21 protein-coding genes and 1 tRNA gene are annotated in these 23,820 nt (G+C 71.1%); 10 read left to right on the top strand and 12 right to left on the bottom strand.

Annotated elements, in window-relative coordinates; all coding sequences use genetic code 11:
• The first annotated feature begins 52 nt into the window (after positions 1-52).
• The 3 genes from FDO69_RS14070 (at position 53) to FDO69_RS14060 (ending at position 3,401) form a co-directional block, all read left to right on the top strand.
• Positions 53-1,081, top strand: coding sequence for a P1 family peptidase (locus tag FDO69_RS14070; RefSeq protein ID WP_104780134.1), 1,029 nt, complete (start codon positions 53-55; stop codon positions 1,079-1,081).
• 166 nt (positions 1,082-1,247) lie between these two features.
• Positions 1,248-2,465 (top strand): L,D-transpeptidase, encoded by a 1,218-nt coding sequence (locus FDO69_RS14065; RefSeq protein ID WP_104780133.1) that lies wholly within the window; start codon positions 1,248-1,250, stop codon positions 2,463-2,465.
• Between the two features lie 189 nt (positions 2,466-2,654).
• Positions 2,655-3,401: a DUF6227 family protein gene (locus FDO69_RS14060; protein ID WP_104780132.1), complete on the top strand. Its 747-nt coding sequence runs from the start codon at positions 2,655-2,657 to the stop codon at positions 3,399-3,401.
• Positions 3,402-3,825: 424 nt separating this feature from the next.
• Here the strand turns inward: FDO69_RS14060 and FDO69_RS41165 are convergent, their stop codons facing one another.
• The 5 genes from FDO69_RS41165 to FDO69_RS14040 form a co-directional block, all read right to left on the bottom strand.
• Entirely contained in the window at positions 3,826-3,984 is a 159-nt protein-coding gene (locus FDO69_RS41165) for a hypothetical protein (protein WP_159030613.1), read from the bottom strand.
• Between the two features lie 117 nt (positions 3,985-4,101).
• Positions 4,102-6,246: a PTS fructose transporter subunit IIABC gene (locus tag FDO69_RS14055; RefSeq protein ID WP_104780131.1), complete on the bottom strand. Its 2,145-nt coding sequence runs from the start codon at positions 6,244-6,246 to the stop codon at positions 4,102-4,104.
• Between the two features lie 154 nt (positions 6,247-6,400).
• Positions 6,401-7,348: a 1-phosphofructokinase gene (pfkB, locus tag FDO69_RS14050; protein ID WP_104780130.1), complete on the bottom strand. Its 948-nt coding sequence runs from the start codon at positions 7,346-7,348 to the stop codon at positions 6,401-6,403.
• Positions 7,345-8,106, bottom strand: coding sequence for a DeoR/GlpR family DNA-binding transcription regulator (locus FDO69_RS14045; RefSeq protein WP_104780129.1), 762 nt, complete (start codon positions 8,104-8,106; stop codon positions 7,345-7,347). Before FDO69_RS14045 ends, pfkB begins: the two co-directional genes overlap by 4 nt.
• A 220-nt stretch (positions 8,107-8,326) precedes the next feature.
• Positions 8,327-9,832 carry an MFS transporter gene (locus tag FDO69_RS14040; protein WP_104780128.1) on the bottom strand — a complete coding sequence of 502 codons (1,506 nt, stop codon included), beginning with the start codon at positions 9,830-9,832 and terminating at the stop codon, positions 8,327-8,329.
• Positions 9,833-9,894: 62 nt separating this feature from the next.
• Here FDO69_RS14040 and FDO69_RS14035 point away from each other — a divergent pair, with 62 nt between their 5' ends.
• Positions 9,895-10,914 (top strand): helix-turn-helix transcriptional regulator, encoded by a 1,020-nt coding sequence (locus FDO69_RS14035; protein ID WP_104780127.1) that lies wholly within the window; start codon positions 9,895-9,897, stop codon positions 10,912-10,914.
• 10 nt (positions 10,915-10,924) lie between these two features.
• Here FDO69_RS14035 and FDO69_RS14030 read toward each other — a convergent pair whose 3' ends face one another.
• Both FDO69_RS14030 and FDO69_RS14025 read right to left on the bottom strand, forming a co-directional pair.
• Positions 10,925-11,665, bottom strand: a complete 741-nt coding sequence (locus tag FDO69_RS14030) for a TetR/AcrR family transcriptional regulator (RefSeq protein WP_104780126.1) — start codon at positions 11,663-11,665, stop codon at positions 10,925-10,927.
• A gap of 418 nt (positions 11,666-12,083) precedes the next feature.
• Positions 12,084-13,082, bottom strand: a complete 999-nt coding sequence (locus FDO69_RS14025) for a sigma-70 family RNA polymerase sigma factor (RefSeq protein WP_104780125.1) — start codon at positions 13,080-13,082, stop codon at positions 12,084-12,086.
• 194 nt (positions 13,083-13,276) lie between these two features.
• Between FDO69_RS14025 and FDO69_RS14020 the strand changes: the two genes are divergently transcribed.
• Complete coding sequence (locus FDO69_RS14020; RefSeq protein ID WP_104780124.1) at positions 13,277-13,795, top strand: GNAT family N-acetyltransferase; 519 nt, start codon at positions 13,277-13,279, stop codon at positions 13,793-13,795.
• Between the two features lie 37 nt (positions 13,796-13,832).
• Here the strand turns inward: FDO69_RS14020 and FDO69_RS14015 are convergent, their stop codons facing one another.
• On the bottom strand, positions 13,833-14,618 hold the full coding sequence (locus FDO69_RS14015; RefSeq protein WP_053675960.1) for a dioxygenase family protein: 786 nt from the start codon (positions 14,616-14,618) through the stop codon (positions 13,833-13,835).
• A 90-nt stretch (positions 14,619-14,708) separates the two neighbouring features.
• Between FDO69_RS14015 and FDO69_RS14010 the strand changes: the two genes are divergently transcribed.
• Positions 14,709-15,242, top strand: coding sequence for a MarR family winged helix-turn-helix transcriptional regulator (locus FDO69_RS14010; protein WP_104780296.1), 534 nt, complete (start codon positions 14,709-14,711; stop codon positions 15,240-15,242).
• A 96-nt stretch (positions 15,243-15,338) separates the two neighbouring features.
• Here FDO69_RS14010 and FDO69_RS14005 read toward each other — a convergent pair whose 3' ends face one another.
• The gene (locus FDO69_RS14005; RefSeq protein WP_104780123.1) at positions 15,339-16,886 is read right to left on the bottom strand and encodes an MFS transporter; all 1,548 of its coding nucleotides are present in this window, start codon (positions 16,884-16,886) and stop codon (positions 15,339-15,341) included.
• A 317-nt stretch (positions 16,887-17,203) separates the two neighbouring features.
• Complete coding sequence (locus FDO69_RS14000) at positions 17,204-17,848, bottom strand: TetR/AcrR family transcriptional regulator (RefSeq protein WP_104780122.1); 645 nt, start codon at positions 17,846-17,848, stop codon at positions 17,204-17,206.
• A 293-nt stretch (positions 17,849-18,141) separates the two neighbouring features.
• On the opposite strand from FDO69_RS14000, the gene FDO69_RS13995 reads away from it, so the two are divergent.
• From FDO69_RS13995 to FDO69_RS13980, 4 genes are all read left to right on the top strand, one after another.
• A complete protein-coding gene (locus tag FDO69_RS13995; protein ID WP_104780295.1) occupies positions 18,142-19,485 on the top strand; it encodes a M6 family metalloprotease domain-containing protein in 1,344 nt (447 codons plus the stop codon).
• 87 nt (positions 19,486-19,572) lie between these two features.
• Entirely contained in the window at positions 19,573-21,243 is a 1,671-nt protein-coding gene (locus FDO69_RS13990; protein WP_167526587.1) for an IclR family transcriptional regulator domain-containing protein, read from the top strand.
• A 203-nt stretch (positions 21,244-21,446) separates the two neighbouring features.
• Positions 21,447-21,519, top strand: a tRNA-Arg gene (locus FDO69_RS13985).
• A 114-nt stretch (positions 21,520-21,633) separates the two neighbouring features.
• Positions 21,634-21,981, top strand: a complete 348-nt coding sequence (locus tag FDO69_RS13980) for a hypothetical protein (protein WP_104780120.1) — start codon at positions 21,634-21,636, stop codon at positions 21,979-21,981.
• A 90-nt stretch (positions 21,982-22,071) separates the two neighbouring features.
• On the opposite strand, the gene FDO69_RS13975 is transcribed toward FDO69_RS13980, so the two are convergent.
• Entirely contained in the window at positions 22,072-23,310 is a 1,239-nt protein-coding gene (locus FDO69_RS13975) for a tyrosine-type recombinase/integrase (RefSeq protein WP_167526586.1), read from the bottom strand.
• A complete protein-coding gene (locus tag FDO69_RS13970; RefSeq protein WP_170320876.1) occupies positions 23,311-23,592 on the bottom strand; it encodes a helix-turn-helix domain-containing protein in 282 nt (93 codons plus the stop codon).
• Positions 23,593-23,820: the final 228 nt, after the last annotated feature.

The following is a 23,820-nucleotide window of genomic DNA, read 5'->3' as shown; positions in this document are numbered from 1 at the left end:
TCACCGGCTCGGTGCGTCCACGCGGGCCGACGGCTGGACGAGACTGTGCCTCATGACAGTTGACGCACTGACGGATGTCTCCGGCCTGCGGGTGGGGCACGCGACACGCACCGGCGACGGTTGGCTCACCGGCACCACGGTCGTACTCGCCCCGGAGGGCGGGGCCGTGGCGGCCGTGGACGTGCGGGGCGGCGGCCCCGGCACCAAGGAGACCGACGCGCTCGACCCGCGCAATGTGGTGCGCAAGGTCGAGGCGGTCGTGCTGACCGGCGGCAGCGCCTACGGGCTCGACGCTGCGGCGGGGGTGATGGCCTGGCTGGAGGAGCGGGGGCGTGGGATCCGGGTCGGGGCGGATCCGGCGCATGTGGTGCCGGTGGTGCCCGCCGCGTGCGTGTTCGACCTGGGGCGGGGCGGTGACTTCCGGGCCCGGCCGGACGCGGCGACCGGCCGGGCGGCGGTCGAGGCGGCCGCGGCGAGCGAGCCGGGCGCCCAGGTGCCCCAGGGGTGCGTGGGCGCGGGCACGGGAGCCGTGGTCGGGGTGGTGAAGGGCGGTGTCGGCAGCGCGAGCACGGTGCTCGGCTCGGGGATCACCGTGGCCGCGCTGGTGGTCGCCAACGCGGCGGGGTCGACGGTGGATCCGGAAACAGGGGTGCTGTACGGGGAGTTGTTCCAGGGCCGGGTGGAGTACCCGGGGTCGGAGGTCCACGCGGCCGCGCAGCGGCGTCTCGCCGAGACGGCCGCGAGGAGCACGCCACCGCCGCTCAACACCACGCTCGCCGTGGTCGCCACGGACGCGGATCTGTCCAAGGCGCAGGCGCAGAAGCTGGCCGGCACGGCGCACGACGGCATCGCCCGCGCGGTGCGTCCGGTGCATCTCCTCAACGACGGGGACACCGTGTTCACGCTGGCGACCGGCGAGCGCGCCCTGGACGCCGCGGACCCGCTCGCCCTGAACGAGATCCTGGCGGCGGGCGCCGACACGGTGACGCGCGCGATCGTCCGGGCCGTGCGCGCCGCGGAGCCGGTGGACGGTCCGGGCGGGGCGTGGCCGTCGTACGGGGAGTTGTACCCGGGCCGCTGAAAAGGCCCGCGACGCACAGCGGTTGCACAGCGCACCCGGAAATTGTCGCGGTTCTGTCACGTCACGGCCTTCATGGGGAACGAACGGAACCCGACCGGCCGCCGGGCCCCTCTACTCCCACGTACTGGAGCGGATCACGCAACATCACACGAACTGGGAGCAGCCCGTGACAACGCCGAACATTTCAGCGCGGCGCACTCTGGGGGCCTGTGCCGCCCTGGTGGTCGGCGCCCTGACCCTCACCGCCTGCGGTGGCAGCGCCAACGCCAAGGACGACGACAAGGGCGGCAAGGGCGGCACCAAGACGTCCGTCGCGAAGATCGCCATCTCGGCGAAGGACGGTTCGACGGGCGCGTCCATCAACGCGACCGGCGTGAAGGTCAGCGACGGGAAGCTGACGGACGTGAAGATGAAGGTGGCGGGCAGCGACCAGGCCGTCGCGGGGTCGCTCTCCGGCGACGGCAAGGTCTGGAAGCCGAAGGAGCAGCTGGAGCGCGGGACCAAGTACCAGATATCCGCGACCGCCAAGGACGCGGACGGCCGGACGGCGGCGGCCAACTCCATCTTCACGACGGTGACGACGTCGAACAGCTTCATCGGCACGTACACGCCGGACAACGGCACGACGGTCGGCGTGGGGATGCCGGTGTCGTTCACCTTCGACAAGGCCATCACCGACCGCAAGGCCGTGCAGTCGCACATCACGGTGACGTCCAGCAGCGGGCAGCAGGTCGTCGGGCACTGGTTCAACGGGCAGCGGCTCGACTTCCGGCCGGAGGAGTACTGGAAGGCCGGCTCCAAGGTCACGATGAAGATCGACCTGGACGGGGTCGAGGGTGCGAACGGCATCTACGGCGTGCAGAAGAAGACGGTCACCTTCACGGTGGGCCGTTCGCAGGTCTCCACGGTGGACGTCAACACGCAGACCATGACGGTGGTCCGGGACGGCAAGACCCTCAAGACGATCCCGATCTCGGCGGGCAGCCCGGAGCACACCACCTACAACGGGCAGATGGTGATCTCCGAGAAGTTCGTCCAGACCCGGATGAACAGCCGGACGGTCGGACTGGGTGGCGAGTACGACATCCCGGACGTGCCGCACGCGATGCGTCTGACGACGTCGGGCACGTTCATCCACGGCAACTACTGGTACAACAAGGGCAACCCGCCCTTCGGCCGCCAGGGCACCAGCCACGGCTGCGTGGGGCTCGCCGACGTCCAGGGCGCGGGGGGCAGCACGCCCGCCAAGTGGTTCTACGACAACTCCCTCATCGGGGACGTGGTGATCGTGAAGAACTCCCCCGACAAGACGGTGGCGCCGGACAACGGGCTCAACGGCTGGAACATGGCGTGGAGCCAGTGGACCGCGGACAGCGCTTCCTGACCGGCCGGGAGACAGCTGAATACCGTCCCAACTGGGGTTTTTGACGGACCGAACGGGTCGCGCGGGAACTGTTCGCGCGGCCCGCGCGTTTTACCGGACGTACGTTTTCTCGGTTCCCGGGCATGATGTCCGACCGAGGGGCTACGGTATGCACCCACAAGGTGACATGCAGCAACGCCGGGAGAAACCTTGAGCGTTCCGTACGAGACGGCAGCGTACGAACCCCACGACTCGCCCGTGACTCCGGAGGAGCACCTCGCGCGACTCCTCGGCCGCGCCCTGAACTCCTTCGAGCTACCGGACGAGGCCATAAGGCGGCTGGACTGCGCGCTGGCGCACGACGGTTCACTGCATTCCGCGCACCACAGCGCGGGCCTGCACCGGGAGACGTACCGGCACACGTGGCTGCTCGCCGACGGTTCGGCGCTCACCCTGTGGGAGCTCGTCCACAACACCGCGCCGGGCAGCGAACCGCAGCACGAGGTGTACGTCGACGAGGAGGAGCTGCGCGCCGCCACCACGCGGCTGCCGCTGCCGCCGGACACCCCGGACTTCGAACTGCCGGTGGCGGTGCAGCTGTCACCGGTCCCCACCCCGCGGCACGCGTACGCCGCGGAGGACTCGGCGGACCACGCGCGCAGGTTACTGCGCAGGGCGGAGAACGTGGACCGGCCGGGCGTGGACACGGCGGCCCTGCTGGCCACGGCGTCCGGGCACCAGATCACCCAGGCCTTCGGCCGACCGTGCCGCGCGGGCCGGGCGGGGCTGGGTTTCTCGCTCTACGAGCACGCGTTCCTGCTGCGCGACGGCGACGAGGTCTCCCTCTGGGAGGTCGAGCACACGGCGACGCCGGACGGGCGGCACATGTGCGAGGTGTACGCCAGCGAGGACGCGGCGCGCGAGGCGATGGAACGGCGGGCGGCGCAGCTGTACTAGGTCGGTCGGAGAACGTCGGGCTGCGCAGCATCGCCTCGAAGCGGGTGAACGCGGCCGATGTGTCCCAGGTCAGAAAGGCAGAGGTGTCCTGCACGGGGCGCGCGCCGAGCGAGGCGGGGACGGATACCGTGAGCGGCACGGCGAACGCCTTGCTGGTGTACACGACGGGCGAGGCCGACTCCGACACGGCCCGGGCGGCGGGCGACGACGAGACCTCCTCCGCGGTTCCACCACCGCACCCGCGACAGCACCCAGCAGGGTCACGGTCACGACAGCCGCCGGGCGGTACGCGCCGCGCTGCACACCGTGGAGGGACGAGCCCACACACGCCTCACCTCAGCACGACTGTGAACCGCCGCACAGGGCACGGCAACCGCAGACGCGGGAAGGCGAGCGAGGAAACGGCGTGACCGCCGGAGGGGCGTCAGGCCGCCCCGTCACCCAGTTGACGCGCCAGCTCGGTGAAGGTGTCTCTCTCCTCGGCGGTCAGCTCCACGGACTCCGACCGGGGGCCCGTCTTCCGCTGTTGCGGGAGGGCGGGGAGAGGGTGACCTTCGGGCCATCGGGAGACGTGCTCGGGCATGCGCCCCAGTAGACACCACGGCCCGGGACTTCGGTCCCGGGCCGTGATTTTCGTGATCTATCTCGCAGGTGGCATGAACGGTTCACACACCCCGAAAGGGGCGAACCTCCAGCTACTTCAGGCCGCGACGGGCTGCTTCTCCTCCTCCGCCCGGACCGCGCCGCTCTCACCGGAGGCCGGTGCGGCGCCCGGGGCCGGCTTGCGCATGCCCTTCAGGACGACGACCAGGGCCGTCGTGACACAGACGCCCGCGGCGATGGCGATCAGGTAGAGGAACGGGTTGCCGATCAGCGGGACCACGAAGATGCCGCCGTGCGGGGCGCGCAGGGTGGCGCCGAAGGCCATCGACAGGGCGCCGGTGACCGCGCCGCCCGCCATGGAGGCCGGGATGACGCGCAGCGGGTCGGCCGCCGCGAAGGGGATCGCGCCCTCGGAGATGAAGGAGGCGCCGAGCACCCAGGCGGCCTTGCCGTTCTCGCGCTCGGTCTGGGTGAAGAGCTTGCCGCGCACGGTCGTGGCCAGGGCCATGGCCAGCGGCGGGACCATACCGGCCGCCATCACCGCGGCCATGATCTTCATCGCCGAGTCGCTGGGGCTGGCCACCGCGATACCGGCCGTGGCGAAGGTGTAGGCGACCTTGTTGACGGGGCCGCCGAGGTCGAAGCACATCATCAGGCCGAGGAGGGTGCCGAGCAGGATCGCGTTGCTGCCGGACAGGCCGTTCAGCCAGTCGGTCATGCCCTTCTGAGCCTCGGCGATGGGCTTGCCGATGACGACGAACATCAGGAACCCGACGATCGCCGAGGAGATCAGCGGGATCACCACCACGGGCATGATGCCGCGCAGCGCCGCCGGGACGTTCACCTTCTGGATCGCCATCACCACGCCACCGGCGATCAGGCCGGCCGCCAGGCCGCCGAGGAACCCGGCGTTGATGTTGAACGCGATCATGCCGCCGACGAAGCCGGGCACGATGCCGGGCCGGTCGGCCATGCCGTAGGCGATGTAGCCGGCCAGGACCGGGACGAGGAAGCCGAAGGCGACGCCGCCGATCTGGAAGAGCAGGGCCGCCCAGCTGTCGGCCTGCGTCCACAGGAAGTGGTCCATCACCGACGGAGCCTTGTTGATCTTGTAGCCGCCGATCGCGAACCCGAGGGCGATGAGCAGACCGCCCGCGGCGACGAACGGCACCATGTAACTGACGCCGGACATCAGCCACTTGCGCAGCTTGGTGCCGTAGCCCTCGCCGGACTCGCCCGCGCGCTCCACGGGAGTGGCGGGGGCGGATCCGGAGGTGACCTCACCGCGCGCGGCCTTCTCGCGGACCTCGGTGATGAGTTCGGCGGCGCGGTTGATGCCCGCCTTCACCCCGACGTCGACGGTGGGCTTGCCGGCGAACCGCTCCTTCTCCCGTACGGGCACGTCGTGCGCGAAGATCACGGCGTCGGCCGCCGCGATGACCTGCGGGTCGAGCCGGGTGAAACCGGCCGATCCCTGGGGTTCCACGGTGAGTTCGACGCCCGCCTCCCGGCCGGCGTTCTCCAGCGACTCGGCCGCCATGTAGGTGTGGGCGATGCCGGTGGGGCAGGAGGTGACGGCGACGATGCGGAACGGCCGCTCCTCGCCCCCGGCCGCGCCGCCGCCTTCGGCCGTGCCACGGCCTTCCGCGGTGCCCCCGGCTTCCGCCGTGCCGCCGCCTTCCGCCGTGCCTCCGGCTTCAGCTGCGTCGTCGGCTTCGGCTGTGTCCGTGGCGGCGGCGGGAGAGGCCGCTCCCGCCGACGCCACGGGGTCTTCGGAACCCGCGGGTGCGGGTGCGTCCGGCTCGTCGCCGCGGATCAGCGCGGCCGCGGCCTGCGCGTCGCCCACCGCGCGCAGGGCGTCGGTGAACTCGCTGTTCATCAGCTGCCGGGCCAGCGAGGACAGGATCGTCAGATGGGCGTCGTCCGCGCCGGCGGGCGCGGCGATCAGGAAGATCAGGTCGGCGGGGCCGTCCGCGGCGCCGAAGTCGATGCCGTCGGCGCTGCGGCCGAAGGCGAGCGTCGGCTCGGTGACGTGCTCGCTGCGGCAGTGCGGAATGCCGATGCCGCCGTCGAGGCCGGTCGGCATCTGGGCCTCACGGGCTGCCACGTCGGCGAGGAAGCCGTCCAGGTCGGTCACCCGGCCCAGGGCCACCATGCGCTCGGCGAGGGCACGCGCCGCCGCTTCCTTGGTGTCGGCGGACAGGCCGAGGTCGACCAGGTCCGCCGTGATCATGTCGCTCATCGCGGGCTCCTTAGCACGCGTATCGCCCGGTGGGAGGGGTGGGCGGGGAGGGGGACGGGGGTGCGGTGGGGGGTGACGGGGGTGGACGCGGGGCCCGCGAGTAACGGGGAGGGGGCCAGCCGCTCGAGCGACGGTGCGCCCGGCTCGTCATACGTCATGACACCGGTTCCTTCAGCACACGGTCCGCCGGGACCTCGGCCGTGACCGTCACCGCTGCCGGGTCCAGGTCGTGCGGCGTCGGCATCACGCTGCCGGGCAGCTGGACGGCCGCCGCGCCGTGTGCGACCGCGGAGGCCAGGGCTTCGGGGCCGTTGCCGCCGGCGATCAGGAATCCGGCGAGGGAGGAGTCGCCGGCACCGACGTTGCTGCGGACGGCGGCCACGCGGGCGCTGCCGAACCAGGCGCCCTCCGCGCAGACGAGCAGCTGCCCGTCGGCCCCGAGGCTCGCGAGGACGGCCCGGGCGCCCATCTCGCGCAGTTCCTCAGCGGCCTTGACGGCGTCACCGACGGTGACGAGGGGGCGGCCGACGGCTCCGGCGAGTTCCTCGGCGTTCGGCTTGACCACGTCGGGCCGCTCGCGCAGGGCCGCGAGCAGCGCGGGCCCGGAGGTGTCCAGGGCGATCCGGGCCCCGGCGGCGTGCGCGCGGGCGACGAGGTCGGCGTACCAGGAGGGGCCGAGGCCACGCGGGAGGCTGCCGCAGCAGGCGATCCAGGATGCGTCACGGGACTGCTGCCGTACGGTCTCCAGGAGCAGTTCGCGCTCGGCGTCGGAGAGTTCGGGGCCGGGCGCGTTGATCTTCGTCAGGACGCCGTCGGACTCGGCGAGGGCGATGTTGGAGCGGGTGGCCCCGGCGACGGGAACGGGCGCGACCTCGATGCCCTGCTGGTCCAGCAGGTCGGCGACCAGGGCGCCCGGGGCGCCGCCCAGGGGCAGGACCGCCACCGTGCGCTGACCGGCCGCGGCGACGGCGCGCGAGACGTTCACGCCCTTGCCGCCCGGGTCCATCCGCTCGCCGGTGGCGCGGATGACCTCGCCGCGGTCGAGGGACGGCACCTCGTAAGTGCGGTCCAGGGACGGGTTGGGGGTGACGGTGAGGATCATGCGCGCACTACTTCCGTGCCGCCGCGCTCGATCGCGACGGTGTCTTCGGGGCTCAGCCCGCTGTCGGTGATCAGCAGGTCCACATCGCTCAGGTCGCCGAAGCGGGCGAAGTGCTCCTGGCCGTGCTTGGAGGAGTCGGCGAGCAGCACCACCCGGCGGGCGGCGGCCACGGCCGCGCGTTTGACGGCGGCCTCGGCGAGGTCGGGGGTGGTCAGGCCGTGTTCGGCGGAGAAGCCGTTGGCGGCCACGAACAGCACGTCGGCGCGGATCTCGCCGTATGCCCGCAGCGCCCAGGCGTCCACGGCGGCGCGCGTGCGATGCCGCACGCGCCCCCCGATGAGGTGGAGCTGGATGCCGGGGTGGTCGGCGAGGCGGGCCGCGATGGGGAGGCTGTGCGTGACGACGGTGAGGGATGCCTCCAGGGGGAGGGCGGCGGCCATCCGGGCCACCGTCGTCCCGGCGTCGAGGATCACCGTGCCCTCGGCGGGCAGTTCCGCGAGGGCCGCCTTGGCGATGCCGTCCTTCTCGTCGGCGGCGGTCGTCTCCCGCTCGGCGAGATCCGGCTCGAAGTCGAGGCGCCCGGCCGGGATGGCTCCGCCGTGCACCCGGCGGACCAGTCCGGCGCGGTCGAGGGCCTTCAGATCCCGGCGGATCGTCTCCGCCGTCACCTGGAACTCCTCGGCCAGCGACACGACATCCACTCGGCCGCCGTCACGGGCGAGCCGGAGGATCTCCTGCTGCCGCTCCGGTGCGTACATGTCCGTTCGCCTCCGCCTCATGCCCGAACGTGTGGTTTCAGCGGGAGGCTACGCCGAGATTTCCGCAAAGTAAACAGGTTCGGACCCAATCGGGCATGTAAAGAAAGCGGGAGCGGAAAGCGGGAGCGGGGATCGGCAGCGGACACGCGAACGGGCCCGCGCCGAGGTGCCGGACACGCGAACGGGCCCGGCACCGAGGTGCCGGGCCCGTTTCCCGCGGTCAGACCAGCACCGCTTCCTTCTCCCCCGCCGACGCCTGCTCGCCCTCCACGTGCTGGGCGGGCCGCTTCGGCAGCGCGAACATCAGCAGGAAGATGGCGCCCATCACCGCGGCGACCCAGCCGAGCGCGTTCTGGAAGGCGTCCACGAAGGCCGGACCCACCTGCTCCGGCCGCAGACGGTCGGAGATCGAGCCGAAGAACACCACCGACACCAGAGCGAGCCCCAGCGCGTTGCCCATCTGCTGCACGGTGTTGATCAGCCCCGACGCCGAACCGGCGTGCTCGCGCGGCACCTCCGAGAGGATCGCGTCGGTCAGCGGCGCGACGATCAGGCCCATGCCGACGCCCATCACGACGAGCGGGAGTGCCATCTGCCAGGGGGTGATGGCGAGGCCGTAGTGCCCGGACTCCCAGATGTAGAGGAGCACTCCGGCCGCCATCACCAGCGCGCCCGCCTGGAGCACCTTGCGACCGAAGCGCGGGACCAGCATCTGCACGGACATCCCGGCGGCCGCCGACACGGCGATCGAGAACGGCACCCCGGTCAGGCCCGCCTTCAGCGGCCTCCAGTTCAGCCCGACCTGCATGTACAGCGTCCACACGAGGAAGAACACGCCCAGCGCGACCCCGAAGACGGTCTGCACGGCGATCCCGGCGGCGAAGCTCTTGACCTTGAACAGCGGCAGCTCGACCAGCGGGGAACCGTCCCGTGCGGCCTTGCGCCTCTCGTACGCCACCAGCACAGCGAGGACGACGAGCGAGCCGGCCATCGAGACGTATCCCCACACCGGCCAGTCCAGCTCGCGGCCGCGGATGAGCGGGTAGAGCAGCATCAGCAGGCCCAGCGTCACCAGCGCGACGCCCACCAGGTCCAGCTTCAGGGCGCGCGGCGCCTTGGACTCGGTGATGAAGCGGCTGCCGAGGATCAGTCCGGCGACACCGACGGGCAGGTTGATCAGGAAGATCGACCGCCACTCCCAGCCGAACAGGTTCCACTCGGTCAGCAGCGCGCCGAGCAGCGGACCGGACACGGCCCCGAGTCCGACGACCGCGCCGAACAGCCCGAACACCTTGCCCCGCTCGTGCGCCGGGAAGGTGGCGTGCACGATCGACAGCACCTGCGGCACCATCAGCGCCGCCATGCCGCCCTGGAGGAACCGTGAGGCGACCAGCATCTCCGGGTTCACCGCGAGGCCGCACAGCGCGGAGGCGACCGTGAATCCGCCGATGCCGACGAGGAAGATCCGCTTGCGACCGTGGATGTCGCCGAGCCGCCCCCCGGTGATCAGGCCGGCGGCGAAGGCGAGGGCGTAACCGGCGGTGATCCACTGGATCTGGCTGAAGGAGGCGCCGGACTCCCGCCGGATCGACGGTATGGCGATGTTGACGATGGTCACGTCGACGAGGTCCATGAAGGCCGCGGTCATCACGATCGCGAGAGCGAACCAGCGTCGGCGGTCGGTCCCGCCGCCCGCCGTGCCGAGGGTGCTGTCGGTGGAGTTCATGCTTTGAAGTTAGACCCCTAATAGGTCAGATCGTGTCCTAGTGGTGCTGCATCCTCATCGGTATGACGACGGACACTCCGGCTCGGCTGCTGACGCTTCTCTCCCTCCTCCAGACGCCCCGCGAATGGCCCGGCGGTGAGCTCTCCGAGCGGCTCGGGGTCTCCCGCCGCACGGTCCGGCGGGACATCGACCGGCTGCGCGAGCTCGGCTATCCCGTGCAGGCGACCAAGGGCGCCGACGGCGGCTACCGGCTGGTCGCCGGCAAGGCCATGCCGCCGCTCGTGCTCGACGACGAGGAGGCCGTGGCCATCGCGGTCGGACTGCGCGCCGGGGCAGGACACGCGGTGGAGGGCCTGGACGAGGCCTCGGTGCGGGCACTGGCCAAGCTCGAGCAGGTCCTGCCGGGCCGGCTACGCCACCGCGTGACCACCCTCCAGGCCGCGACGACGCCTCTGACCAGCGGGGACGGGCCGAGCATCGCGCCCGAGACGCTGACCGTCATGGCCTCGACGGTGGCCGGGCACGAGCGGCTGCGGTTCGCCTACCGGGCCGCGGACGGCACCGAGTCGCGACGCCTGACGGAGCCCTGCCGGCTGGTGTCGACGGGCCGCCGCTGGTACCTGGTGGCGTACGACATCGACCGGGACGACTGGCGCACGTTCCGCGTCGACCGGGTCAGCGAGCCGTTCGCCACCGGAGCCCGCTTCGTGCCGCGCGAGCTGCCGACGGGCAGCGCGGCGGAGTACCTGCGGCGCTCCATGCAACACCGGCAGCAGTCCTACGACTTCGACGTCACGTTCGCCGCACCGGCCGACTTCGTCGCCGCCCGGGTGCCCGACTGGCTGGGCACGCCCGAGCCGTTGGACGACCGCAGCTGCCGACTACGGGGATCCGTCGGCGACGCCGTGCAGTGGGTGGCGTTCCGGCTGGCGATGCTGGAGTGCGACTTCGTGGTGCACGAGCCGGAACAACTCGTGACGGCGGTCAGGGAGTTGGGGGCACGGTTGAGCAGGGCGGCAGGGGCTCCGGACGCGTCCGGAGGGCGGGACGCGGGCGGGGCGCCGGACGCGGGCGCGGTGTAGAGCGGTCGCGTCACTGTCCCCACGGGAAGTCCCGCAGGGCCGCGAGATTGCGCAGGGCGAGTTCCACCGGGCCGTCCGGACCCTCGACGGGCCCGTCCCCCGCGGCCCAGGCCTCCAGCGCGGCCCGTACGGCGGCACCGGCGACGGCGGCGGCGAAGCGGAGGTCGGGGGTGACCACGGGTGCCTCACGGGCCACGGCAACGTTGTCGCCGGCTCCAGAGCCTCCGCCGGCTCCCGAGGCCCCGCCGGTTTCGGACACCCCGCCGCCCCCGGAGGAACCGGCACGTGTCACCCGTTCCGCCAGTACCTCCCCCAGGCGCCGCTCGGACGCCTGGCACACCTCCGCCCACACCCTGCCCAGGGACGGGGTCGCCTCGGCCAGGCGCAGGAGTGTGCGGACCCACTCCCAGGAGGACACCGAGACGCCCACGCCCGGAGTGAGGGTGTGGTGCACCCCCTCCTCCAGTGCTCGCAGCACCCCGCCGTCGGGAGGGGCGGCACGCACCGCCTCCACCCAGCGCTGGGCGCCGGTCGCATAAAGCGGGGCGACGGCTTCTTCCTTGGTGGCGAAGTACCGGTAGAAGGTGCGCGGGGCGATACCGGCGGCCTGGGCGATGTCCTCCGCGCGGGTGGCGCGCAGGCCGTGCCGTACGAAGAGACCGGCTGCCACCCGGGCGATCTCCATACGTGTTTCGGCCTTCCGCCGCTCGGTCAGTGAGGACGGAGGCGGGGTCGGGGTGGTGCTGCTCACGCCCGGCAGGCTATGCCCATGTGACACAATCTGCCACTGGCGGGCCACCCCGTGGTTCAGGTACGGGGTGGCCCGCCCTCCAGAAACTGAGAGCCGGGCCTCGGCGTCCGGGGGGAAGGACGCCGAAGCCCGGTCTCGGGGAACGTCCCGGCGCCGGGGGGAGTGCGACGGGACGTGGCTGTAGGGGTTCGAGGGGCGTGGCCCCGGGCCCGAACTGGTGGACCCAGAAGTCTTGTTCCCTGAGTCCGCGGATTGAAGCGGCGTTACACCGCCATGTTTGCGCGGTCTTTCGCCACCCGGCGTACGCGGTGCGCCCCGGGCGCACACGGTCCGTCACCACTGGCCGTGGGAACGAGTCGTACGCCCGGACACTCACCGCGCTGACCGGTGCCCGCCACCGGGGACACGGGGTCGAGGGTTACGCCGCCGCGTCGAACCCGGTGCTTCGGGCCAGCTTCTTCAGCTCCAGCAGCGCGTGCTTCTCGATCTGCCGGATGCGCTCGCGGGTCAGACCGTGCTCCTTGCCGACCTCGGTCAGGGTGCGCTCGCGGCCGTCCTCGATGCCGTAGCGCATCTTGATGATCGACGCCGTGCGCTGGTCGAGCCGGCCGATGAGGTCGTCGAGCTCCTCGCTGCGCAGCAGGGTGAGCACCGACTGCTCGGGCGACACGGCCGAGGTGTCCTCCAGGAGGTCGCCGAACTGGGTCTCGCCCTCGTCGTCCACCGACATGTTCAGCGAGACCGGGTCACGGGCCCAGTCCAGGACGTCGGTGACGCGCTCCGGCGTCGAGCCGAGCTCGGCCGCGATCTCCGCGGGCTCCGGGTCCCGGCCGTGCTCGCGGTTGAACTCGCGCTGCACACGGCGGATCCTGCCGAGCTCCTCCACGAGGTGGACGGGCAGGCGGATCGTGCGGGACTGGTCGGCTATCGAGCGGGTGATGGCCTGGCGGATCCACCACGTCGCGTACGTGGAGAACTTGAAGCCCTTGCGGTAGTCGAACTTCTCGACCGCGCGCACCAGGCCGGCGTTGCCCTCCTGGATCAGGTCGAGCAGCGGCAGGCCGCTGCGGGGGTAGCGGCGGGCGACGGCGACGACGAGGCGCAGGTTGGAGCGGATGAAGATGTCCTTGGCGCGCTCGCTCGCGTCGACCAGGGCCTGCAGCTCCTCCGGGGATGCTCCGGCCTTGTTCTCCTCCAGGCCGTCGAGGATCTGCTGTGCGAACACACCCGCTTCGATGATCTGCGACAGCTCGACCTCCTTGGCGGCGTCGAGCAGCGGTGTGCGCGCGATCTCGTCGAGGTACATGCCGACCAGGTCGCGGTCGGCGATCTCGCCGCCATGGGCGCGAACACTGCTTGCCGCGTCGGCCGTCTCGCCGGTGGCGGACTGACGACGGGCGACGGCACGGGTTGCCATGCGAGCTCCCTTGCGATGGTGAGGTCAGCGGGTGGTCCTTCGGACGCTGGACTCCGTCTTCCGGGACTCTCCGGACTCTCCTCGGGTGCCCTGCATCCGATGGAAACAACGACTGGAATCAGGACAGAATTCCCAACCCGGCCCCCGATTTTCCTGATCATGCAGTACCCTGTCCGGCCACGCGGGGAGGCCAGATGCCGTCACAGTCCAAAGAGGTGCAGGTCAGGCCCGGGGTCGAGGGTGACCTCGAAGCCCTCACGGTCCTCTACAACCACTATGTAGGTGAGACGGCAATCACATTCGATACCGCGATCTTCACTCCGGAGGAGCGCCGTCCTTGGCTGCTCTCCCACCCTGAAGACGGGCCGCACCGCCTGATGGTTGCCACGGAGCCGGATACACAGGAGATCCTGGGCTACGCCACTTCCAGCCCTTTCCGAATGAAGCCCGCTTATGCCACCTCCGTGGAGACGACCGTGTACGTCGCCCCGGGCTCCGGCCGGCGTGGCGTCGGCACACTCCTCTACACGGCCCTCTTCGAGGCCCTGTCGGGTGAGGACATCCACCGTGCCTACGCGGGCATCGTGCCGCCGAACGAGGCATCGGTCCACCTGCACGAGCGGTTCGGATTCCGGCACGTCGGCACGTACCGGGAGGTCGGCCGCAAGTTCGGCCGGTACTGGGACGTGGCCTGGTACGAGAAGCCGCTGTAGCGCGCCTGTGCGGGCACGCCGCCCGCCCTGGCCCGCCTCAGCCGAACTGGACCGACCGCTTCGCCAGCCCCATCCAGAACCCGTCGATCACGGACTTCTGCGTGTCCAGCTCACCGGCCGCGTCGGCCGCGCCCATGGTCACGAACAGCGGGGCGAAGTGCTCGGTGCGCGGGTGGGCCAGCTGCCCCGCGGGTGACTTGCGGGTGAAGTCGAGCAGGGCGTCCACGTCGCGCGCCTCCAGCGCCCGCCGGCCCCAGTCGTCGAACTCGGCCGACCACGCGGGGATGCCGCCCTGCCGCAGCGCGGCCAGGTTGTGGGTGAAGAAGCCCGAGCCGACGATGAGCACGCCCTCGTCCCGCAGCGGGGCGAGCTTGCGGCCGATCTCCATCAGCCGGACCGGGTCGAGCGTCGGCATGGACACCTGCAGGACCGGGAGGTCGGCCTCCGGGTACATCTCGACCAGCGGGACGTACGCGCCATGGTCGAGGCCGCGGTCGGGGACGTCCTGGACGGGGATGCCGGGGGCGCGCAGCAGTTTGCGTACGGACTCCGCGAGCTCCGGTGCGCCGGGGGCGTCGTACTTCACCCGGTAGTAGTGCTCGGGGAAGCCCCAGAAGTCGTAGACGAGCGGGACGGTCTCCGTCGCGCCGAGGGCGAGCGGGGCCTCCTCCCAGTGGGCGGAGACGATCAGGACGGCCTTGGGCCGAGGCAGACCCGCCGACCAGGCGGCCAGCTCACCGGGCCAGACCGGGTCGTCCGCCAGGGGCGGCGCGCCGTGGCTGAGGTAGAGAGCGGGCATGCGCTCCTGGGTGGCGGCGGACATGCTGCGGCTCCTTCCAAAACGTGGTTCCCTAACAAAACTGTACGGGCCATTTGTTTAAAGTTCAAGGAGGGGCCACGTAGAGTGGAACGCATGAAGGCACCCGCATCCGCACCGACAACCGGCTCGACCGCCCCACCTCAGGAACCGCGCTGGCTCACCGACGAGGAGCAGCGCGTCTGGCGCTGGTTCATGGAGGGCGCCACCCTCCTCGACGACCATCTCGACCGTCAGCTCCAGCGCGACGCGGGCATGCCGCACGTCTATTACGGCCTTCTGGTCAAGCTCGCCGAGGCGCCGCGGCGGCGCCTGCGGATGACCGAGCTGGCGATGCTGGCGAAGATCACCCGCTCCCGTCTCTCGCACGCCATCGCACGCCTGGAGAAGAACGGCTGGGTACGCCGGGAGGACTGCCCCGACGACAAGCGGGGCCAGTTCGCCGTACTCACCGACGAGGGCCTGAAGGTGCTGCGGCAGACCGCGCCCGGGCATGTCGAGGCCGTACGCCAGGCCGTGTTCGACCGGCTCTCGCAGGAACAGCAGAAGTCCCTCGGCGAGATCATGCGGATCATCGCCGAGGGACTTCAGCCGGCCGAAGCGGGTGCGGACCTGCCCTGGCTCCGCTGAGCCGCGCGGAGCCGGGGCAGGTCCTGGATTCCGTAGGTGCGAGGCGTCCCCTTCCTCGTGCCTACGGGTGGCCCGAAGGGGTGCGGTGCGCGGCCGTCAGTGGGCGACGACCGGGATCTGCACCTCGTCCGCCACGTCCTGTCCGGAGTCGCTGCCGGTCACGGTACCGGTGCCCGGGCGGCCGGCGTTGACGAACGTCAGGGCGATCGCGGCGGCCACCACGAGGATGCCGACGGCGAACCAGATGGCGCTGGTGTAGCCCTGAACCATGGCCTCCAGCTGGACCAGCTGCTGCTGGGACCGGCTGGTCGCCCCGGCGATGTGGTCGGCGACGTACGCCGTGGTCGCCGAGGCGGCGATGGTGTTCAGCAGGGCCGTGCCGATCGCGCCGCCCACCTGCTGCGAGGTGTTGACCATCGCGGAGGCGACACCGGCGTCCCGCGGCTCGACGCCCTGGGTGGCCAGCGACATGGCCGGCATGAACGCCGTACCCATGCCGAGGCCGAGCAGCAGCATCGCGGGCAGCAGCAGAGCGGCGTAGGAGGAGCCGATCTCCAGCTGGGTCAGCAGCAGCATGCCGAGCGCGGCGACCAGGAAGCCGGGGCCCATCAGCAGGCGCGGAGCGACCCGGGTCATCAGACGGGCGCCGATCTGGGTGGAGCCGGTGATCATGCCCGCGATCATCGGCAGGAAGGCGAACCCGGTCTTGACCGGCGAGTAGCCCTTCACGATCTGCAGGTAGTAGGTCAGGAAGAGGAACAGGCCGAACATCGCGATGATCGCGAGACCGAGGGAGAGGTAGATCCCGCCGCGGTTGCGCTCGGTGACCACCCGCAGCGGCAGCAGGGGGGCCTTGACCTTCGACTCGACGAGCACGAAGGAGAGCAGCAGCACGGCCGAGGCGACGAACATGCCGACGGTGAGGGAGTCGCTCCAGCCGCTCGACTCGGCGCGGGTGAAGCCGTAGACGAGGGCGACCAGGCCGAGGGTGGACAGGATCACGCCGGGGATGTCGAGCGGGGAGCGGTTGCGGCCGCCCTCCGGCTCACGGATGACGAAGTACGCGCCGGCCGCGGCGACGATGGCGAACGGGATGTTCACGAAGAACGTCCAGCGCCAGTCCAGGTACTCGGTGAGGAAGCCGCCCAGGATCAGGCCGACGGCGCCGCCGCCACCGGCGATCGCGCCGTAGATGCCGAATGCCTTGGCGCGCTCCTTGGCGTCGGTGAACATCACGGCCAGCAGGGAGAGCGCGGCGGGCGCGAGCAGCGCGCCGAAGACGCCCTGGAGGGCGCGGGCGCCGAACATCATCGCCTCGTTGGTGGCCGCGCCGCCGAGCGCGGAAGCCGCGGCGAATCCGCCGAGCCCGAGGACGAACGCCCTCTTGCGCCCCCACAGGTCGGCTATCCGGCCGCCGAACAGGAGCAGACCGCCGAAGGCGAGGGCGTAGGCCGTGACGACCCACTGCCGGTTGCCGTCGGAGATGCCCAGGTCCTGCTGGGCGGAGGGCAGGGCGATGTTCACGATGGTGGCGTCCAGGACGACCATCAGCTGGGCGAGCGCGATGAAGACGAGCGCTTTCCAGCGGCCGGCGTCCGGCTCTCTGGCCGGTGCGGCGAGGGTCTTCGAGGCTGTTTCAGACATGGGGATACCCACTTCGGGACTTCGTGACGGAAAAAGGGTGAAGAAAGGTGACGGCTCGTCCACGGGGACGGCCGCGGGGACTGTCATTCAGGGTTCAGACGGGTGGGGCGGCCTGAACTCATCGGGCTGAAGCGATCGGGCTGAGGCGATCGGGCTTAGGTGATCGGGCTTAGGTGATCGGGCTTAGGTGATCGGGCTTAGGTGATCGGGCTGAGGCGATCGGGCTTGGGTCGGGTCGGACGGATCCGGGTGTGCGGATCGGGCTGGGCGGGGTCTGGCTGAACGGATCGGTCAGGGCCGGCGCGGATCCTCCAGGGTCACGGCCGACGCAGGTCCTCCAGGGTCACGGCCGTACCCGGCAGGACCGAGCGAGCGGGAGCCCGCAGCCCGTCCAGGAACAGCTGAAGATGGCGATGGACGAAACGGTCGGCCCGGAAGCAGTCCGTACCGGCCGGAGGCCGGCTGAGCTGGGCCACGGCGATCATGACGTCGCCCACGTCCACGTCGGACCGGAGCTGTCCGGCCGACCTGGCGCGGTCCATGACCTCCGCGATCAGCCGCTCGACGCGTTCGCGCGCGGCCTCCAGATCCGGGTGGTTCTGGTCGAACGTGCTGGCGACCATCGGGCACAGCGCGCTGATCCGCTCGTCGGCGGCGGCGTGCACGAAGCGCTCCAGCGCCTCGAACGCGTCGCCGGTCTCGGTGAGCGCGACCTCGGCGGCCGCGGCCGTGCGGTCCATGACGGAGCAGACGACCTCGCGGACCAGTGCGTCGCGGTCCGGGAAGTTGCGGTACACCGTGGCATTGCCGACGCCGGCCCGGCGGGCGATCTCGTCGAGCGGCACCTCGGGGCCGTGCTCGACGAACATCTCCCGGGCGGCGGTGACGATCCGCTCCCGGTTGCGCAGGGCGTCGGCGCGGGGCCGGGGCACCTTGCGCGCTTCGGGGCTGGCGGTCTGCACGGCGTACTCCTCGTGGAAAGCGGCTGGTGCTCCGATCCGGGGAGCGGGTCCCCGTTTCGGTCTGACACATGGCTAAACGGGGAGTAGGTCCCCGGTATTTCCCACTCCCGCGGAAATTGTTTGTGACCTGTCTCACAAGACGGCTCGGCATCACCGGGCCACTACTGACGGGAAACCCACGATCGGTCTCTTCCAGCGCGCGTCCCCCCACCCCGCGACGCAGGGTGATCGGAAGGGTGCAGCCGGAGACGGGAGGCTGCCGCGGCGCGGGAGGTCCCTTGCAGGTCCCTTGCATACAGCCGCCGCCCCGGCGCCCCCGCCCGGGCGGCACGGGCCCGCCCGGCCGCCGGATACCCCGGCGCCGGCTGGCCGCCCTGGCCTGTGTGAGCGCCCTGACCTTCACCGTCAGCACCTCGGCCGGCACGGGCCGGCTCGGGCCGGACGCCGGTACGGCGGGAGCAGGCCCGATCGTCCTGTCCCACACCCCCGCACACGGCCCCTGCATGATCCGCGGCGCACGCGAAGTGCAGCTGTCCGAGGGCATCCCCACCGCCACCGGCTACACCCGCTCCACCGGCATCGTCCGCGCCCTCACCTTGATGGTCGACTTCTCCGACGCCCCCGGCGAGGGCGACGCCCAGGACCGCTTCCGCGAGTTCTTCCCACAGACCCGCGAATGGTTCCGCACCAGCTCCTACGGCCGCCTCGACTACCGCCCCGAGACGCCGATCCCCGGCTGGCTGCGGATGCCGAAGTCGTTCCGGGAGTACGGCATAGAGCGCGGGGCCCCGTTCGAGCCCGGCTACCGCACCCTGGTCCAGGACCTCGTGGAAGTGGCCGACCCGGACGTGGACTTCCGCGCCTACGACCTGCTGAACGTCCTGGTGAGCCCCAACGCAGGCCCCTCCGCCCTGGACACGGTCCTGTCCGTCACCTTCGCCGGCAACCCGGACGCCCCGGTGGCCGACGGCACACCCGTGGCCAACGCATCCTTCGTCTACTCCCGCCAGGACGACGGCTCCGGCTCCTACGACCGCACCGGCTACCGCGTCCTCCCCCACGAGAACGGCCATGTCTTCGGCCTCCCCGACCTGTACACCGCGGAGGGCGGGGGCGCGGTCGGCCACTGGGACATCATGAGCGAGGACTGGGGCGCCAACAACGACTTCCTCGGCTGGCACAAGTGGAAGCTGGGCTGGCTCGACGCCGCCCAGGTCCACTGCGCGGCGTCCCCCGGCACCACGGAGTACACCCTGACGCCCCTGGCCCGGGCCGGTGGCTCCAAGCTGGTCTTCGTCCCTCTCGACGGCCGCACCGGCTACGCCATCGAGGTGCGTACCCACGCCGGCAACGACGAGGCGGTGTGCCGGCCCGGTGTCCTGATCTACAAGGTCGACGCGGAGGTGGACACGGGCATGGGCCCGGTCACCGTCACGGACTCCCGCCGCAACAGCGGCGGCTGCACGCGCGCGCCGAACGTCCACGCGGAACTGTCGGACGCGCCGTTCACTCCCGGCGAGACGTTCCGTGACCCGGGCCGGGGCATCACGATCGAGGTGTCGGGGGTGGGGGCGGGAGTGGCGGAGGCGGGGACGGGAGTGGACGGGGGGTTTCGGGTGCGGGTCACGAGGGAGTAGTGCACGGGGGATTACTCGGATCACTTGGATCGCTCGGATTACGGTGGGCCGTGCCGCGACCGTCGCGAGCGCCGTACCGGAGAGCCGATGCCAGCGAAGCCCATGCCCGAGTCCCAGGAGGGTGCCGCCCCGCCGGCCGACGAGTCGGGGCAGAGGGGCGCCCCCGAGGAGGCGGTCACCCCCCTCATGCGCGGCATCGCGGTACTGCGGGAACTGACGGAGGCGGACGGCACGCTGAGCCTGAGCGGCCTGGAACGCGCCACCGGCCTCGCCCGCTCCACGGTGGACCGCATCACGGCCACGCTCGCCCGCATGGGCTACGTCCGCTTCGACGGCCGGGACGTCCACCTGTCCCCCCGCCTGATGGAACTGGGCAACGCCTACATGTCGGCGCTGCGCCTGCCCGCGCTGCTCGCCCCGCACGCGGACGCCCTGGCCGACGAACTGGACGAGTCCGTCTCGCTCGCGGTCGCCGACCTCGACGGCATCCGCTTCATCCACCAGGCGACCCGCCGCCGCGCGATGTCCCTCAGCTTCCGCATCGGCGACCTGCTCCCCGCCGAACGCACCGCGCCCGGCCCGCTGTTCGCGACGGAGTGGACGGCCACGGACTGGCAACGCTGGCGGCACCGCAGGGCGGCGGACCCGAGGGACCTGTCCTTCACGGCCGTACCGCCGCGCAGGTCCGGAGCGGACGCGCGGTACGACGAGACGTTCGCACGCCGCACGCAGGAGGCGTCGACGAACGGCTGGTCCCTGGACGACCAGCTGATCGAACCGGGTCTGGTGGCGATCTCGGTACCGGTCCGGGCCCCGGGAACGGGCGGCCGGATCGCGTGCGTGGCGAGCGTGGTCAGCCACACGAGCCGCCACACCGCACACCACCTGCGTACGGCGCTGCTCCCGAGACTGCGGTCCGCTGTCCGGGCCATGGAACGCGAACTCGACAACACCCCACCCCCCGAGCCCGGCCCGCCTGCCTCGGACCTGGCCCGCTGGACAGGCGCGTCCAAGCAGCAACTGGGCCGCGAGTTCATCGAATCCCTGGCCCGTGGCCTGACCGTCCTCACGGCCTTCGGCGAGGACAGGCCGGAGCTGACCCTCACGGAGGTGGCCCGGGCGACGGGCCTGGCCCGGGCGACGGCCCGCCGAGCTCTGATCACCTACGAACACCTGGGCCTGGTGGCCCAGACGGGCCGCACTTTCACCCTGACCCCCCGGGTCCTCTCCCTCGGGTTCCCGCCGCTGTCCCGTACGTCCCTCCCCGAGATCGCCCAGCCCCACCTGGCCGATCTGACGTCCCGCATCCACGAATCGACGGCACTGGCGGTGCTGTCGGAGTCCGGCGAGGAGATCCAGTACACGGCCCGGGTGGCGACGGCCCGGGTGATGAGCGTGAACATCACGGTGGGCACGCGCCTGCCGGCCTACGCGACGGCACTGGGCAGGGTCCTGCTGGCGGACGCGCCCGCCGGCACGGGCCCGCAGACCAGTGATGAGGGGGTCCTGGCCTCGGCCCGCTCCCGGGGCTACGCCCTGGTGGACGAGGAACTGGAAGAGGGCATCCGCTCGATCGCGGTCCCGATCCGTGACCGGTCGGGCCGGGTGGTGGCGGCCCTGAACACAGCGATGCACGCGAGCCGTCACACCCCGCAGGAGTGCGTGACGGACCTCCTCCCGGAACTGACGACCACGGCCACCCGCATCCAGACAGACCTCCACACGGCGTCCCGCTTCACCCGGGTCCCGGCGTCCTGACGGGCCCCTGCCGGGATCCTGACCGCGCCACCCGGCCTCTCCCCCTCCACCCACCGCCCGCCTCGCACCCCCGCCCCGCCCCCACACCCACCCACCGCGTCTCCCTGACCTGACCCCCACACCCGCCCGACCCACATCCGGTACGCTGACGCCTGTGGTCCTCCCAGACCACGGGCACGTCGCTGCTTGCGTCCACTGCCACTGCCTTCGTAGCTCAGGGGATAGAGCACCGCTCTCCTAAAGCGGGTGTCGCAGGTTCGAATCCTGCCGGGGGCACAGCAAAGCACCAGGTCAGAGGCCCTTCCGTCCATCGGGCGGGAGGGCCTTCGTACTCGCAGCACACATATGGCACACATGGGTGCTCCGGGCAGAGGTGGGGAGCTGTGCGATATGCCCGCAAAGGACGAGCTGGCTCGCCGCCGGCACGAGAGGCTGATCGACCGACTTGAGTCGATGATGCTGGCCGCGCTGAGGCCGGAGTACGAGGGGTACTACGGGCAGCTGATCCTTGGCGCTGACGATCTTGCAGAGATGGGCGAGCTCAAGGACGTCCGGCGTGCCGCCAGGGAAGCAGGACGGCGTCTCGGCTGGAAGACGACCACCCACCTCGTCGGCGGGAGGCTCTTCGTCCTCGACGAGCGCGAGGTGCCCGAGAGGATCGAGCGGTTGGCTGGGGATGCGGCCGCTGCTGCGATGGACCGGTTCTGGGACGAAAGCCGTCGGCCGCGTCTGACCTGATCCGAGGAAGACGAAGGGGGGTACCCCACCGCATCAGCGCGGTGGGGCGCCCCCTTCGGTTACGGCGCCCCGGCACGGGTCAGGCACACATCACGCGGCGTCTTCCTCCAGGGCGGCCACGGTCTCAGCGGCCTCACGGGCCTTCCGCTCCGCCTTCTCCAGCTTGGCCTTCGCCTTGGCCAGTTGCTTGGAGCGGCGCTTGTGCATCTTCTTCGAGACCTCGTCCAGGCGGTCGGGGAAGAGGTGCCCGTACGTGTCCAGGGTCAGCGTCGCGGACTTGTGGCCCAGCATCGTCTGGACGACGTTGACGTCCGCGCCGCTGGCGATGGCGAGCGAGGCTGCCGTGTGCCTCAGCTTGTGCGGGGTGACCTTGAGGTGCCCCAGTCCGGCCTTCACGACCGCCGGCGCGAAGAACCGCTGACGGAAGTTGCGGGCCCGCAGAGGCCCGCGCTGCGGGGCGGTGAAGAGCAGTTCCTCATCTCCCCGCCCCTGGACGTGAGGCTTCAGCTCCTCGGCCAGGAACCGCGGGATCGGTACGGAGCGACGCTCGTGGTTCTTGGGGGTGTCGAGGTAGAGCTTGCCGTTGTCCTCGACGTACGCCTCGACGATGTGCGCCCGGCAGGCGTCCAGGTCGACACGTCCCACCTTCAGCGCGGACGCCTCGCCCCAGCGCAGACCCGTGTAGGCCAGCAGCAGGATGAACACCCGGTAGGCGCCTGCCGCGTTGGCCAGCGCGTCGACCTGCATGTCGTCGAGGTACACGTGGTCAGCGGGCATCACCTTCGGCAAGGGCACGCCGACAGCCGGGTTGACCGCCAGACGACGGGCCTTGACCGCGTAGCCGAGAACGCGGCTGAGAACGACGTACGCCTTGCGGACCGACCGAGGGCTCAGCTTCCTGCCGCCGGTCGCCTCGCCGGACAGCAGGTCCGCGAGCCACTCGGCGATGTCCTCGAAGTGGATGCGGTCCAATGGCGTGGTGCCCCACTTGGGGATCACGTGGACGTCGAGAACACCGCGATAGCGGCCTCGGGTTGAACGCTTGAGATGGAGCTGCGCAGCCAGCCAGGACTCCGCTATCTCTGCGAACTTCGCCCGCGCGGCGGCTGGATCACGGTACGAGCCGTCGCTGAGGCGGGACTCCATCTTCGTCCGCTCCGCCTCGGCATCGACCTTGCGGGTGAAGGTCTTCATCTTCGGCTTGCCGTCAGGGTCGTACCAGCGCACGCGGTAGCGCCCCGGTGGCGTACGGCCCGCCCGCTTGGCTTCCGCCGCAGCGCGAACGTACGCCGCGTGCCCTATGCGGTCCTCAATCCAGACCCGCGCCAACTAGCACCCCCTCCGGTCATCACTGGGCCCTGACGGGAGTGGCAGGAGCAGGGTCGCGGGAGGAACGCCGAGCGCGGTGGCGATGGCGACGAGGTCGTCGATGTCGCAGCGGCGGCGGGCGCGTTTGGTGCGGCTGAGGGCGGTGTTGGCCATCGGGCGGCCCAGTGCGGTGCAGCGGGCGCCGAGCTGGTGCTGGGTCAGCCCGCGCACGAGGCGTAGGTGCTCGATGGCGCGGGCGGTGTGAAGGCCGGCGGGGCCTATTTCGACAGGTCGGTTGGGCATGACAGATAGCTGTAACTTGCAGCCGACCGTTATGGCAAGAGTTAGTTCTTAAACTCTCCAAAAGTCGTTCGGGGGCGAAGTGGTGTTCGTCTCGTCGAATTCCGGTACATCACGAGCCGTTTCAGCGGGGAGGTTGTGCTACCTTCCCCCCGCGTCAAAGAATTGGGCGATTTGAGCGCCTATCGAATGCAGTGTCCGGCGGGCTGGCGGCGTCACTCCTGACTGCTG

Source organism: Streptomyces tibetensis (genome assembly GCF_007655005.1).
Taxonomy (GTDB): domain Bacteria; phylum Actinomycetota; class Actinomycetes; order Streptomycetales; family Streptomycetaceae; genus Streptomyces; species Streptomyces tibetensis.
This window is presented reverse-complemented; position numbering and strand designations above follow the sequence as displayed.